The sequence below is a fragment of the Natranaerovirga pectinivora genome, from assembly GCF_004342165.1.
Classification (GTDB): Bacteria; Bacillota; Clostridia; order Lachnospirales; family DSM-24629; genus Natranaerovirga; species Natranaerovirga pectinivora.
On record NZ_SMAL01000001.1, the window covers coordinates 213,779 to 228,901 of the forward strand.

A 15,123-nucleotide genomic window follows, 5' to 3' on the forward strand; every position below is an offset into this window, starting at 1 on the left:
AGAGTGTGATTTCTTTTATACAAGATTGGGTTAAAAATATACTGATATACTTAATTATAATAACAATAATTCAAAGTTTACTTCCTCAGGGCCAATACGTTAAGTATATTAAAGTTTTTACAGGATTAATTTTAATGATTATTGTCCTTATGCCTGTTGTTTCTATTAGTGGGTTGGATAAGCAAATTAATTATAGTCTTTTGGGCGAAAGATATCAATTAGACCAAGGGCTTATGAAAAAGCAATATAAGGAGTTATCTAAACAACAAGAGGAACTGATTTTAAGTGCATATAGAACGGAATTAGAGAACCAAATCAAATTTCTATTAAATCAAGAAGATATATTTGTTAGCCAAGTTAGTGTTACATTAGAATCAGATTTTGAAAGCAATAATTTTGGGAATATAAAAAGTATAGATTTAGTAGCATCTTTTAAAGAGGTAAGAAATTCAAGTACCGTAAAGATAGATAGAATCATCATAACACATGATAACTCAACCATAGTAAAAACCCCTGAAGAAATTATCTTTGAAAAAAGAATAAAAAGTATACTAATTGACTTCTACAAATTGCCTTCAGATAATATAAATATAAATATGAAAGTATAATTTTCAAACTTCCTTGCAAGGATTTGAAAATCATGCTTTCATTGAAACCTTGTGCATGTAGCGTAGCGATAGGCATGTTACAAGGTTGCTATGAAAAGTTAATCTCCAAAAACTAGAAAATCAAGTAACTTAGTAACTTTATGAAAAGAGAATCAAGACAAACTAAAACAACTAAAAGACAAACGTATTAAAGTACTATAATCATCTGATTTTTAACATTACACTATATCAGATGGCCATCCAATTGAAAATGTAATTTCCAAATCCTTGCAAGGAAGTTTAAAAATTGCACTTTCATATAAAAAATACAAGTAGGTGAAAAAACAAATGAGCAAATTGATTGATGAAAAAAAATTATCCCTTAAAAAAATTGGGGTAGAGAAATTAATATTCCTATTGATTATAGGTGTATTTTTATTAATCGTATCAAAGCCGATGTTTGATGACGATATTACACAACCCAGTCAAGAAAATGATTATATACCCCCGACAACTACTGTAAAAGCATATGAGAAAACCTATGAAGAAGAAATGGAAGAAAAATTAAAAGCAGTATTATCAAAAATTGATGGTGTAGGAAAAGTTGACGTTATAATAACTGTAAAATCATCAAAAGAACTAGTTGTGAATAAAGACAATCCACAAACTTTTAGCCAAATTGAAGAAAAGGATGGTCAAGGTGGTGAAAGGATAAGCATCGAAAGAAGCAATCAGGAGGCTACTATTCTCACTAATAGCAGAGATGGGGTAAATGTGCCCTTTGTTGTAAAAGAGTTAGAGCCTGAAGTAAATGGGGTAGTAATAGTTGCAGAAGGTGGAGATAGTCCAAGAGTAAAAACTGACTTAATTAATGCAGCTGAGGTATTATTCAATATTCCATCGCATAGAATAAAAGTAATGAAAATGGTTTCAAATTAAGGAGGAATACATAGTGAATTTATTTAAAAGAAATCAAGTAGTTATTACTTCGTTGGTAATAATGATAGCAATAGCAGGATACTTAAACTTTACTCAGAAAAATATACCAGGACCAGATGATATGATGCCAACAGATAGCCAAAACATAGAAGGTGCCATTGTGCCAAATACAGAAAATTATATTGAAGTAGCAAATGTTGACGATCTCAAAGATGATAAAGAAGAAAGTAATGAAGGTGCAGAAGAAACATCCTCTCAAAACCAAACGGATACGGCTCAACCTGGTGAAGCGATTTTCACAACCAATCCAATGGATGAAGTGAATATAAGTGATTATTTCTTAACAGCAAGATTAAATAGAGAGCAAACAAGAGCACGACAAAGAGAAGACTATATGAGCATTATTAATAATGCAAATTTAACAGAAGAGCAAAAAGCCAAAGCAACGGATGCATTAATTGATTTGCAAGATAGAATAGAAAAAGAAGCAGCTGCAGAAGATATGTTAAGAGCAAAGGGATTTACAGAAATCTATGTTAGATTAACTGGCGATTCAGATATAGTAAATGTGGTTGTAAGTAGAAACGAAATAAGTGATGCTGAAAGAGCTCAGATTATTGATGTTGTTACAAATATTACAAAATATCCAGCAGATAAAATTGTAATTACTCCATTTAAATAAAAACTATTTGCAAATAACTTCCAATTTGGCTATAATAAACTAGAATGATAAAGATAAGTAAGGAGGAAAGATATGGAGCCTAGAAATACTTATAAAATACATGAAAAAGATCAAGTAGGTGAAGTTCATATTGCAGATGAAGTTGTTGCAATTATTGCAGGTCTTGCAGCCACAGAAGTAGAAGGTGTTTGCGATATGGCAGGAAATATTACAGGGGAACTTGTAAGCAAATTAGGAATGAAAAACCTTTCAAAAGGTGTTAAAGTTGAAGTTGGGGAACAAGATGTGGTTGTTGACCTAGCATTAAACTTAGAATATGGTTTTAGCATTCCAGAAGTATCTGCTACAGTGCAAGATCGTGTTAAGTCAGCAATAGAAACAATGACTGGTTTAACGGTTTCTGAAGTGAATATTAGGATAGCAGGCGTTAATGTTGGAGAAAATAAATAAGATTTTATCTTTTTTATTGGAAATAAATAGTGTATAATGATACTAAACCCTTAAATTTTATATTTAAGGGTTTTAAGTTGTGCAATTATTGGTAGACTATGGATGATGGAAGTATTACCAGTAGCACATTAGGAGGAAAATAAATGAACAGACGTGAACTTAGAGAACATACTTTTATGATTTTATTTAGAATAGAATTTAGTCCTAGAGATGAATTTGAAGAACAGGTAAAAATGTACTTAGAAGCATTAAAAACTGAAGATGAGAAAGGGCTAAAGTATATATACAATCAAGTAAATGGCGTAGTAACAAACTTAGTAGATATTGACAATGAAATTGATGAAAAAACAGAGAATTGGAAAGTTAGTAGGATGGCTAAAGTAGATTTAACAATACTACGTCTAGCCATTTATGAAATAAATTACGATAATGAAATACCTACTAATGTATCTATAAATGAAGCAGTTGAGTTAGCTAAAAAGTTTGGTGGAGATCAATCCTCTTCTTTTATTAACGGGATCTTAGCAAAAATTGTGAATAAAGAAAGTGCTAATAATCAGGACGATTCCATAAATTAAAGACTGGCACACCTAAAGGAGTTTTACAAATGAGAAATATTTTTTCAGTTGCACAGGTGAATGCATATGTGAAAAATATGTTTGTTCAAGATTATGTTCTTAACGATATTTGGATTAAAGGTGAAATATCCAATTTTAAGGAACATAGTTCTGGGCATGTTTATTTTACTTTAAAAGACAATGACAGTGCCATAGCATGTGTTCTTTTTAGTAGATATAGAGAGTTATTATCATGTGCTATTGAGAATGGAATGAATATTATCGCTAGAGGTTATGTTTCTGTATATGAAAGAACAGGCCAATATCAAGTATATGTACAACAAATACAATTAGATGGCATAGGCCTTCTTTATCAACGATTTGAGCAATTAAAAAAGGACTTAGATGAAAAGGGCTATTTTAATGCAGAATACAAGAAAGAAATACCTAGATTTCCTAAAAGGGTTGGTATTGTTACATCAGCAACTGGTGCAGCAATACAAGATATTATAAATATAGCAAATAGACGTAACCCCTATGTACAACTCATATTGTATCCTTCTTTGGTACAGGGGCAAAATGCTTCTATAGACATAGTAAAAGGCATTAAAAGTCTAGAAGAAAACTATGAAGTGGATGTCATTATTATTGGTAGAGGTGGAGGATCAATTGAGGACCTATGGGCTTTTAATGAAGAGATAGTGGCTCAGGCAATATTTGAGTGTAAGGTACCAATCATTAGTGCAGTAGGCCACGAAACAGATTTTACTATTGCAGATTTTGTATCGGACTTGAGGGCTCCTACGCCATCAGCAGCAGCTGAATTAGCTATACCATCATTAGATGCCATTGAAGAATTGATCAATCAACATAAATACAGGGTGAATATGGCATTAAAGAGAAAATTAGAGCATATGCAAAATATTGTTAAGCAACTGAACTTGAGAATGAACTATATTAACCCTCTATATCAAATACAAGAAAACCAACAATATCTTATGGATATTGAAAATTCAATGAGAGCAACAATGGAAGGTAAGTTAAAAGACAATAATCATAGGATACAATTGCTGAATGAAAAATTAAAAGCATTATCTCCTTACAGAACCCTAAAAAATGGAATGGCCTATATTACAGATATAGATGGCAATATTATATCAAGTATTTCACAAGTAGCAGAGAATCAACTACTAAAGGTGCAAATCTCAGATGGTGAAATTACTGTAAATGTTAAAAATAAATTAGAGAAAAGGTGGGAGTAACAAGAATGGCTAAAGAACTTAAATTCGAAGAAGCTCTAGAGAACCTAGAGAAAATTATAAAAGAATTAGAGGAAGAGGACGCATCTCTTGAAGACTCTATAGTATTGTATAAAAAAGGGAATGAATTACTTAAATACTGTACAACATCTTTAGAACAATTAGAAAAAGAAATTCTAATAATTAATGAAGAGAAATAAAATAGAGATTAGAGAAGAAAATGTTCTTATAGAGAGGATAATATATGTCATTTAAATCAGAACTAATAGAAAAACAAAATAGCATGAATGCTATAATAATGGATTTTCTTCCCAAAGAAGGAACATACCAAAAATCAATATTAGAGTCTATGAATTATAGTGTTTCTGTTGGTGGTAAAAGAATTAGACCAATTTTAATGAATGAAACATATAGAATGTTTGGTGGCAAAGACTCTATAGTTAATCCTTTTTTGGCAGCAATTGAAATGATCCACTCCTATTCATTGGTTCATGATGATTTACCAGCAATGGACAATGATGATTTTAGAAGAGGACAACTTACAACCCATAAAAAATATGGTGAAGCCCTAGGGATATTAGCTGGAGACGCGCTGCTTAATTATGCTTTTGAATTAATGAGCAAAGCTTGCTTGGAAAACCAAGAAAGTATCCTTAGTTCCGTAAAAGCGATGCATTTTTTAAGTGAAAAAGCAGGGATTTATGGTATGATAGGGGGACAGGTTGTAGATATTGAATCTGAGAACAAAGAAATATCCTTAGAACAACTAATCTTTATACATGAGCATAAAACATCTGCCTTATTAGAAGCAGCTATGGTTGTAGGAGCAATTTTAGCAGGAGCAAATACGGAAGAAATAGAAAAAATAAGCAAAATAGGAAAGAAAATAGGATTGGCTTTTCAGATACAAGATGATATATTAGATGTAACAAGTAGTACAAAAGTCTTAGGAAAACCAGTTAATAGTGATGAGAAAAATAATAAATCAACATATATTAAATTTTTAGGAATGGATCAATCAAAAGAGCAAGTTGAAATATTATCTAAAGAAGCTATTAATGAATTAATAGACTTAAATGGAGATTCAGAATTTCTAATAAAAATTATTCAGTATTTAATAAACAGAAAAAAATGAGGTGTACAAGGTGGAAGGATTAAGAGCAATACTATATAATAAGGCATTAATAAGTGCTTTATTAGCATGGTTAGTTGCACAACTAATAAAGCTAATTATTACACTGATAAAAGAAAAAAGATTAGACTTTGCAAAATTAATTGCTTCAGGTGGGATGCCTAGTGCCCATACGTCTACAGTAAGTGCTTTAACTGTTGCAGTTGGAGAGTTAAATGGATATGACTCAACCTTTTTCGGAATTAGTTTTGTTTTTGCGTTAATTATTATGTATGATGCGGCAGGTGTAAGAAGAGCTGCAGGAAAACAAGCACAAGTACTTAATAAAATTGTAGAAGAACTAGGGAATAAAAATCTACATTTTGAAGAAAGATTAAAAGAGCTATTAGGACATACACCAATAGAAGTATTTGCAGGTGCAATACTAGGGATCATTGTAACGTTCCTTTACTTGTATTGAAACTCTATGCCCCTTACTTCCTAAGAGATACAGCTGTTTGTATCAAGGAACCTATAATGGGTTAAGTAAAGTCTTATTCTATTATCGATTCCTTGATACATATGACTTGGTCACTGAATTGTTGAAAATTTAAAAATGTGATATAATAAGTTATAAAGAGTCAAGCTAAAGATGCAGTATTCTAGTCAATAATTTTAATCCTCAAGACGGGGCTAAAAATCCGTTAAAGGGCATATCGATGAAGTTCCTGGTGTTGGCTGGCGACGCCCAGTTGCGGGCTTATGCTGGGAGTTAAGATATAAGGGCGATCCACAAAGGCATGTGGGCGTTGACCCTTATATCGTGGAGACCTACGTGCGTGAAAAACTTATAGTGAGTCATTTACGGCGTAGGAAGAACCTGTGGTGCGGTGAAGAGCTGTGGACAGAGTAGCCTGCCTTGCGTGATCAAAGGGGGATAACGGTTTAAGGGTTTTTTCTTTTTGGCCAAAAAGAATTTACCTATGTACGTTTGAAACTTTTCTTCGCAAAAGAGGCTAGGGATTAAAAGATATTGCAGAGGAAAACTCCTAGACTGTTCTTTAGAAGCATATATGGGATTACAGTGCGGTTATTAAGGTGATCTAGCTCTATTGATGGCAACACAATAGGTATTCATATAATGGGAAACCGCTTTTTTGGCGACAAATAAGTGTGAATGCGGGAAAACCTGCTAGACTATATGCCGCAAAATTTACTATATATGCTATCTTTAGCTTGATTCGTTTATTATATACTGAAACCGTTAATTACAAGATATAAAAAAAAACAAGAGGTTGATGAAGTTTTGAGTAAAAAGAAAACCAATAAGATAAAGTTTAAATCATCTTATTCAAATAAAAAAGTAAATTATTCATGGTTAATTGGAATATCTATTGCAACTTTTATAATGGCTTTAATATTAGGATACTTTTCCTTAGTTTTTATGGAAAAAGTAAGTTTATTTGGTGCTTCTATAATACTATTTTTTTTAGTATTAATGGGAGTTTTTTTTGATGGTTTAGGAATTGCTGTAACCGCTGCAAATGAAACGCCTTTCCATTCTATGGCAGCTAATAAAGTAGTAGGTGCAAAGGAAAGTATATTAATAATTAGAAGTGCTAGTATGGTTTCTAACTTTTTTAATGATGTAATTGGAGACATTTCTGGAATTATTTCTGGGTCTGCAGCAGCAGTAATCGTTATAAAGATAAATGAAAGAATTTCTGTTGTATCAATTCTTACAAGTTTACTGTTGACGGCTTTAATTGCTGGTTTAACCGTTGGTGGAAAAGCAATTGGAAAAGAAATTGCATTAAGAAAATCTAATGCAATAGTTTACAGACTAGGAATATTACTATATTATACTAATATAATGAATATATTTGGGAAAAAATAGATTATAGATATAATTATGAAAATATAATTAGAAAGATTACGCTTATGAATATAGAAATAGAGACATAAAGTTAAACGGGTAAAGGTATAAATAAATATTTACAAGGTGAGTGAAATAATGACAATTTTAAATAGGGTTAATAGTCCTAGTGATATAAAAAAACTAAGTAAACTAGAATTAGAGCAGCTAGCATACAGTATTAGAGCCCATCTTCTTGAGACACTAAGTGTAACAGGTGGACATTTAAGCTCTAATTTAGGTGTTGTAGAGCTAACTTTAGCATTACACTATTGCTTTGATTCACCAATAGATAAATTGATTTGGGATGTTGGACATCAATCATACATACATAAGATATTGACTGGAAGAAAAGAACAATTAAAAACAATAAGATCCTTTAAGGGGATTAGTGGATTTCCTAAAACCAAGGAGAATGAACATGATGTTTTTAATACGGGACACAGTTCAACATCCATTTCCGCGGCATTAGGCTTTGCCAAAGCAAGAGATTTAAAGAATGAAAAAAACCATATCATATCAATCATTGGAGATGGCTCTTTGACCGGAGGTATGGCATTTGAAGCACTTAATAATGCTGGAAGTCTAAAATCCAATTTTATAGTTGTATTAAATGATAACAATATGTCTATATCCAAAAATGTAGGGGGGTTATCTAAATACCTAGACTCTCTACGAACAGAGCCTTTTTATACAAATTTTAAAGGGGATATAGAGCAATTCCTTAAAAAAATCCCTAAAATTGGGGACAATGTTATTAATACAGTTAGAAAATCTAAAGAGAGTATAAAGCAATTCCTTGTTCCAGGAATGTTGTTTGAAGAGTTAGGCTTTACTTATTTAGGTCCAGTAGATGGACATAATTTAGTAGATCTTATTCAAACATTTAAAAATGCAAAACGATTAAATCAACCTGTTTTTATACATGTTAAAACTAAAAAAGGAAAAGGTTATAAACCAGCAGAAGAAAATCCAGCAAAATTTCATGGGACACAATCTTTTGAACTAAAAACGGGTATTGTAAAAGCAACTAATAATCAAGAGACCTATTCGGATGTTTTTGGAAAAAAAATTGTGGAACTTGCAAATAAAGACGAAAGGCTTGTAGCTATTACAGCAGCAATGCCTGAGGGAACAGGTCTTAAAAGCTTCTCTAAGATATTTCCTAAAAGATTTTATGATGTTGGCATTGCAGAACAACATGCTGTTACTTTTGCAGCGGGAATGGCAGCAAGTGGGCTAAAACCAATTGTAGCAATATATTCTTCTTTTTTACAAAGAGCATATGATCAGATTATTCACGATGTATGTCTTCAAAATCTACCTGTGATTTTTGCTATTGATCGATCCGGACTAGTTGGTAATGATGGAGAAACCCATCAAGGTATCTTTGATATTTCTTTTTTGTCCCATATACCTAATTTAACAGTTATTTCTCCTAAGGATAAACTCGATTTGATACAAGGCCTTGAATTTGCCATTAACCATAATGGACCAGTTGCCATTAGATATCCTAAAGGAAAAATTTATGAATGTAATGAAAGTATAGGAATGCCTTATACTATAGGGAAAAGTGAAGTTATATATAAGGAAAAGGATATAGCACTTATTGCTGTAGGGAATACTTATGAAACTGTAAATAAAGTCTACAAAAAATTAAAAGAGAAAAATCTTAATGTAACATTAGTTAATGCAAGATTTATAAAGCCAATTGATGAGGAATTAATCAAAGAGCTAACAAGGGAGCATCAATTTATTTTTACTTTTGAAGAAAATGTAATAGATGGTGGCTATGGTCAAAAGGTACAGTATTTTGTAAAAGATGGATGTGAAAACAACACTATAATTAAATGTTTTGCCTTGCCAAATACGTACATTGAACAAGGTAGTATTACAGAGTTAAGATATGAATATGGGTTTGACGAAAATACATTATTAGAGAAAATTAATGATATGATCACAAATACCAAAGCTGATAAAGGTGAAGTTTAATGAAAGAAAGATTAGATATATTATTAGTAAACAGACAATTAGCAGAATCAAGAGAAAAAGCAAAAACTTTAATTATGACTGGGAATGTATTTGTAGACGGACAAAGGGAAGACAAAGCAGGAACAAAAGTAGATGAAAAAGCTCAGATCGAAATTAAAGGAAATCCTAATCCATATGTAAGCAGAGGTGGGTTGAAGCTTGAAAAAGCTATTAATGCCTTCGAAATTCATCTGAAAGATAAAATTTGTATGGATGTAGGGGCGTCTACTGGTGGATTTACAGACTGTATGCTTCAAAATGGTGCAAAGAAAGTTTACTCAATAGATGTTGGATACGGACAATTTGCATGGAAACTTAGACAGGACCCAAGGGTTGTTTGTATGGAAAAAACCAATATCAGACATGTTGAACCTGAGCATATTAGTGATAAAGTTGATTTTGTCTCTATTGATGTTTCATTTATTTCTTTAAAGAAAGTACTAGAACCTGTTAAAAAGCTAATGAGCATGAATAGCGAAATAGTTTGTCTTATTAAACCACAATTCGAAGCAGGAAGAGAACAAGTAGGTAAAAAAGGTGTTGTTAGAGATAAAACAATTCATATAGATGTTATAGAAGAGGTCATTCAATTTAGTGAAAAGATAGGATTTGTTATTAAAAACTTAGACTACTCTCCTGTTAAAGGACCTGAAGGTAATATTGAGTATCTATTATATATGAATAATAGTGAAGTAATTAGTGAAGAATTAAAATTAGAAATCAAAGAAATAGTTGAAAAAGCTCATAGTAATCTATAAATCTAATTATTGCAATTAACTAAAAATTAAGTATATAATAACTGTGAAAGTAAAAATCTCATTATGACTAAATAAAGGTGATATTATGGAGAATTTTGGTATATTAACAAATCGTAGTAAAGATCCAGACTTTGAAATGACCAAGCTAATAGCAAAATGGCTAGAAGATAATAATAAAACGGTGGTTTTGACTACTGAACTATTAGAAAGCTCCGAGGATAATAAAGTGAATATGGCGGATGAAGCCCTTTATAAAGTTATGGATTGTGCTATAATTCTTGGTGGAGATGGAACCATTATACATTCTGCAAGAAAATTGGCAGTACATGAAGTACCGATTGTTGGTGTGAATCTTGGAACTGTTGGTTTTTTGGCTGAAGTAGAAAAAAAAGACGCTTTAAATGTATTGGAAAAAATATTATCAGAAGAATATGTTATAGAAAATAGAATGATGCTATCTACAAGTATTATTAGCTCTAATGGCAATATGATTAATGCTGGCATAGGATTAAATGATGTTGTTGTTACAAGAGGTGGCTTTTCAAGAATAATAGAATTATCTGTATATGTAAATGGTCAATTAATTGATATTTATTATGCAGATGGGATGATAGTATCTACACCTACTGGATCTACGGCATATAGTTTATCAGCAGGGGGACCCATATTAAACCCAGCTACTGAGATGATGGTTATAACGCCAATTTGCCCACACTCCCTTACTGCTAGAAGTATTGTTGTTTCTGGTGAAGATGAAGTTTGGGTGAAAGTAGAAGACATTAGAAATAAAGAGGACGGAGATGTCTTAGTTACAATTGATGGACAAATAGGTTATAAACTAAATAAAAACGATAAAATCGTAATAAAAAATGCAGCACATAAAACAAAATTGGTAAAATTAAAAGATAATAATTTTTATACATTGTTGAGGAAAAAAATTGGATGCCACTTGAAAGAGAGGAAACCGAAATGAAAATAGAACGTCAATCAAAAATTCTTCAGTTAATAAACCAATATGATATAGAAACACAAGAAGATTTGGCTAAAAAACTAACGGATGCAGGATTCAATGTTACACAAGCAACTATTTCTAGAGATATAAGGGAGCTTAGATTAACGAAGGCTCCTGCTAGTAATGGTGTGCATAAATATGTTGTTCTTGAAAACAAAGAGCAACAATTAAGCGATAAATACATAAGAATCTTAAAAGATGGTTTTTTATCAATGGAGAGAGCGCAGAACATTATTGTTTTAAAAACAGTATCAGGAATGGCTATGGCTGTAGCTGCTGCCTTAGATGCTATTCAAATCTATGAAGTTGTAGGTTGTATAGCTGGAGATGACACTATTTTTTGTGCCGTTAGGACAGATGATGAAACCATACAAGTGATGGAAAAAATAAAGAGAATCGTTCATAGCAAAGGCACAATCTAGGGGGAATGAATGTGTTAGTTTATTTGCATGTAAAAAACTTGGCCTTAATAGATGAAGTTGAAGTGGACTTTAATCAAGGGTTAAATATTTTAACAGGTGAGACAGGAGCAGGTAAATCAATTATAATTGATTCTATTAATAGTGCATTAGGCGCTAAAACCTCTAAAGATATTATTAGAACAGGTTGTGATTATGCCCTTATAGAATTGTTATTTACCATTGAAGATCCTCATACTATTGAACGTATTAAAAGCTATGACATACCTATAGATGATAACAATGAAGTTCTAATAACAAGAAAAATAAATACTAATGGTCGGAGTGTACATAAAATAAATGGACAAAGCGCTACGGCATTAATGATTAAAAATATTGCAAGTTATTTAATTGACATACATGGTCAACATGAGCATCAATCCTTGTTAAATAAGAGTAAACATCTAGAAATATTGGATCAATTTTGTGGTGAGGAATTAGAAGAAAATAAAAGGATTTTACAAGATCTATATAAAAAATATATAAATCAAAAGAAAAAGTTACAAGAACAAGCTATGGATGAAGATAAAAGGCAAAGAGAAATATCCTTTTTAGAATTTGAGATCAATGAAATTGAAACTGCTCGATTACAACAAGGGGAAGATGAAGAAGTTAATAAGGTATATAAACTCCTTTCTAATTCTAGAGAAATTACAGAAGTTCTGAATAAAGTTTATGATTTTACAGGAAGCGGTGTAGACTTAGAAGTTTCTGTATCTAATTCTATTGGTAAAGCAATTAAACTATTAAGCCATATCGATAAAATGGATGATGGATTAACAAGTATAAAAGACCAATTTATTAATGTGGAAAATTTATTAAATGATATTAATAGAGAAATCCTTCATTTCATAGACAATATTACCGTTGATGAAGAAGAATTATTTAAGGCAGAAGAACGAATGAACTGTATCAATGCTTTAAAATCTAAATATGGCAATAGTATTTCGGATATACTAAAGTACTTAGATGAAAGCAAAGAAAAACACTTTGAGCTTCAAAATTATGAGATACTTAAAAACCAACTAGAAGAAGCATTAAAAAAGACTGAACATACAATTAATGAAGTTTGTGAAAACATAACGAAGATTAGATTACAAAAGTCAAAAGAAATAGCAAAGGAAATTAAAAAATCACTAGTAGATTTAAATTTTTTAGACGTCCAATTTGAAATAACAATTAAAAGAATGGCACAGTTTACAAAGAACGGTTGGGATGATGTTGAATTTATGATTTCAACAAATCCAGGTGAAAGCATAAAACCTTTAGGGAAAGTTGCATCAGGTGGAGAGTTGTCAAGGATAATGTTGGCGATAAAATCAATATTAGCTAATACTGATGAAATAGGTACATTAATATTTGATGAAATTGATGTAGGTATAAGTGGTAGGACAGCACAGAAAGTTTCTGAAAAACTTGCATTAATTGCGAGACATCATCAAGTCATATGTATTACCCACTTGCCACAAATTGCAGCTATGGCAGATAAACATTTTGTAATAGAAAAGTCAACAGCAAACAATAAAACAAATACAACAATTTATCCTTTGAAAGATGAAAATATTTACAATGAAATTGCAAGATTGATAAGTGGTGTTGAAGTTACGGATTTAGTTTTACATAGTGCAAAAGAAATGAAAGAATTGGCAAATAAAGTAAAAGAAATAATATAATTAGATAAATGAATATAAAAATCTTATTGCTATAAAATAGTAATAAGATTTTTTTTTGATATTTATAAGAGGATTATACAACAATCTTTTCCTATGGAAATACTTTTTGGAAAAACGTCGTAGATTTACCAGCATAATGGAATGTTATTAAGGGTAATTTATATATTACATAAACGTTTAGATAAAAACAAACTCAAACACTATAAATTACTTAAAAATATGACATTAGGATGTGGGTGGAATGAACAGAAATAATAAGATTTATAGAAAAATATTAATATTCGCAACGATTTTTTCCCTTTTATTTACTATAATATATGGTTCTAACCAATATATTAATCTATACATTCCAGATGAAATGAAACTTATAGTTGATCGTGATGAGAGCTTTGAATTTAATGTTCCAATACAGGCCCATTTTACATCAGAAAAACAAGGTGTTCTTAGTATTAATGAATCTAATGTCCCAAAGGATAGAATTAATCTAAGTGAACCTTTTTCAGTGAGATCTAGTGAAACTGGAGAGATATCAGTTCAACTTAAATTATTTGGCATCATACCCATCAAAAACGTTAAAGTGAATGTTATTTCACAGGATGAGTTAATTCCTGCTGGTTTAACAGTTGGTGTTGTTGTATCAACCAATGGAGTTATGGTCCTTGGTACAGGGGTTGTAAATGGTGCAGATGGGTTAAATTATGAGCCAGCCAAAGGGGTATTAAAAACAGGAGATTATATTATAAAAATTAATGATACTAAAATCAATTCAAAAGAGGAATTAGTAGAACACATTAATATTTATGGTGAAAAAGATATAACATTAACTATTAATAGAAATGGAGATATAAAAAATGTGAATGTTACTCCTATAAAAAGTATGGGAGATAATGACTATAAATTGGGTATTTGGGTTAGAGATGATACCCAAGGGATAGGTACCATTACTTATATTGATGAAAAGGACAATAGGTTTGGTGCGTTAGGTCATGGGATAACAGATGCGGATACCAAACAGTTAATATCCGTTGCTGATGGTGAGATTTTAGAAACAAGAATAACAAGTATAACAAAAGGTCAAAGAGGTTTTCCAGGAGAAATATCTGGTGTTATTATTAAAGACAAAGAAAATATTTTAGGTTCAGTGGATAAAAACACAGAATATGGTATTTTTGGCAATGTAAATGAGGCTATATTTAATCATATAGAAAGAAAACCATTAAAAATCGGTTTAAAACACGAAATAGAAGTCGGTCAGGCTTTTATAAGAAGTTTTGTTGACGAAGAAATCAAAGATTATGAAATAAAAATAACAAAAGTTTATCTAGGCAATGGTGATATAAATAAAGGTATGATTATTGAAGTTGTTGATGAAGGTTTATTAGAAAGAACAAACGGAATAGTGCAAGGAATGAGTGGGAGTCCAATTATACAAAATGATAAAATTATTGGTGCAGTAACTCATGTATTTATACAAGATTCAACAAGAGGTTATGGGACTTTTATCGAAAATATGTTGAGAGTAGCACATTAATAGGGTAAATAATTATTTTATCATATCTTAAGTATAAGATATGATAAAATAATATAGTTTACTTTATTAAAAAAATAAAAACGATATAAATATAAAAATAAAAAAATTTTTTAAATGAATTAGGAAGAAAATTCCTAGGTATAGTGTTTGATTAACGAAT

The 15,123-nt window shown here is 31.0% G+C and carries 16 protein-coding genes; all 16 read left to right on the top strand.

The window, feature by feature from the left end:
- Window positions 1-5 precede the first annotated feature (5 nt).
- Complete coding sequence (spoIIIAF, locus tag EDC18_RS01050; protein ID WP_132249376.1) at window positions 6-608, top strand: stage III sporulation protein AF; 603 nt, start codon at window positions 6-8, stop codon at window positions 606-608.
- A gap of 327 nt (window positions 609-935) precedes the next feature.
- Window positions 936-1,526: a SpoIIIAG-related protein gene (locus EDC18_RS01055; protein WP_132249378.1), complete on the top strand. Its 591-nt coding sequence runs from the start codon at window positions 936-938 to the stop codon at window positions 1,524-1,526.
- A gap of 13 nt (window positions 1,527-1,539) precedes the next feature.
- Window positions 1,540-2,208 (top strand): SpoIIIAH-like family protein, encoded by a 669-nt coding sequence (locus EDC18_RS01060; RefSeq protein WP_132249380.1) that lies wholly within the window; start codon window positions 1,540-1,542, stop codon window positions 2,206-2,208.
- A gap of 72 nt (window positions 2,209-2,280) precedes the next feature.
- Window positions 2,281-2,658 carry an Asp23/Gls24 family envelope stress response protein gene (locus tag EDC18_RS01065; protein ID WP_132249382.1) on the top strand — a complete coding sequence of 126 codons (378 nt, stop codon included), beginning with the start codon at window positions 2,281-2,283 and terminating at the stop codon, window positions 2,656-2,658.
- A gap of 143 nt (window positions 2,659-2,801) precedes the next feature.
- Window positions 2,802-3,236 (top strand): transcription antitermination factor NusB, encoded by a 435-nt coding sequence (nusB, locus tag EDC18_RS01070; protein WP_132249384.1) that lies wholly within the window; start codon window positions 2,802-2,804, stop codon window positions 3,234-3,236.
- A gap of 29 nt (window positions 3,237-3,265) precedes the next feature.
- Window positions 3,266-4,477: an exodeoxyribonuclease VII large subunit gene (gene xseA, locus EDC18_RS01075; protein WP_132249386.1), complete on the top strand. Its 1,212-nt coding sequence runs from the start codon at window positions 3,266-3,268 to the stop codon at window positions 4,475-4,477.
- Window positions 4,478-4,482: 5 nt separating this feature from the next.
- On the top strand, window positions 4,483-4,674 hold the full coding sequence (xseB, locus tag EDC18_RS01080) for an exodeoxyribonuclease VII small subunit (protein ID WP_132249388.1): 192 nt from the start codon (window positions 4,483-4,485) through the stop codon (window positions 4,672-4,674).
- Between the two features lie 44 nt (window positions 4,675-4,718).
- Window positions 4,719-5,609 (top strand): polyprenyl synthetase family protein, encoded by an 891-nt coding sequence (locus EDC18_RS01085; RefSeq protein WP_132249390.1) that lies wholly within the window; start codon window positions 4,719-4,721, stop codon window positions 5,607-5,609.
- Window positions 5,610-5,619: 10 nt separating this feature from the next.
- Window positions 5,620-6,066, top strand: a complete 447-nt coding sequence (locus EDC18_RS01090; protein WP_132249392.1) for a divergent PAP2 family protein — start codon at window positions 5,620-5,622, stop codon at window positions 6,064-6,066.
- An 825-nt stretch (window positions 6,067-6,891) separates the two neighbouring features.
- Window positions 6,892-7,482 carry a hypothetical protein gene (locus EDC18_RS01095; RefSeq protein ID WP_132249394.1) on the top strand — a complete coding sequence of 197 codons (591 nt, stop codon included), beginning with the start codon at window positions 6,892-6,894 and terminating at the stop codon, window positions 7,480-7,482.
- Between the two features lie 117 nt (window positions 7,483-7,599).
- Window positions 7,600-9,492 (top strand): 1-deoxy-D-xylulose-5-phosphate synthase, encoded by a 1,893-nt coding sequence (gene dxs, locus EDC18_RS01100; protein ID WP_132249396.1) that lies wholly within the window; start codon window positions 7,600-7,602, stop codon window positions 9,490-9,492.
- Complete coding sequence (locus tag EDC18_RS01105; protein WP_132249398.1) at window positions 9,492-10,289, top strand: TlyA family RNA methyltransferase; 798 nt, start codon at window positions 9,492-9,494, stop codon at window positions 10,287-10,289. Before dxs ends, EDC18_RS01105 begins: the two co-directional genes overlap by 1 nt.
- Before the next feature lie 85 nt (window positions 10,290-10,374).
- Window positions 10,375-11,262, top strand: a complete 888-nt coding sequence (locus tag EDC18_RS01110) for an NAD(+)/NADH kinase (protein ID WP_132249400.1) — start codon at window positions 10,375-10,377, stop codon at window positions 11,260-11,262.
- Complete coding sequence (argR, locus tag EDC18_RS01115; RefSeq protein ID WP_132249402.1) at window positions 11,259-11,723, top strand: arginine repressor; 465 nt, start codon at window positions 11,259-11,261, stop codon at window positions 11,721-11,723. Before EDC18_RS01110 ends, argR begins: the two co-directional genes overlap by 4 nt.
- Before the next feature lie 5 nt (window positions 11,724-11,728).
- Window positions 11,729-13,432 carry a DNA repair protein RecN gene (gene recN, locus EDC18_RS01120; RefSeq protein WP_132249404.1) on the top strand — a complete coding sequence of 568 codons (1,704 nt, stop codon included), beginning with the start codon at window positions 11,729-11,731 and terminating at the stop codon, window positions 13,430-13,432.
- Window positions 13,433-13,673: 241 nt separating this feature from the next.
- A complete protein-coding gene (gene spoIVB / locus EDC18_RS01125) occupies window positions 13,674-14,963 on the top strand; it encodes a SpoIVB peptidase (protein ID WP_132249406.1) in 1,290 nt (429 codons plus the stop codon).
- The last annotated feature ends 160 nt before the right edge of the window (window positions 14,964-15,123 follow it).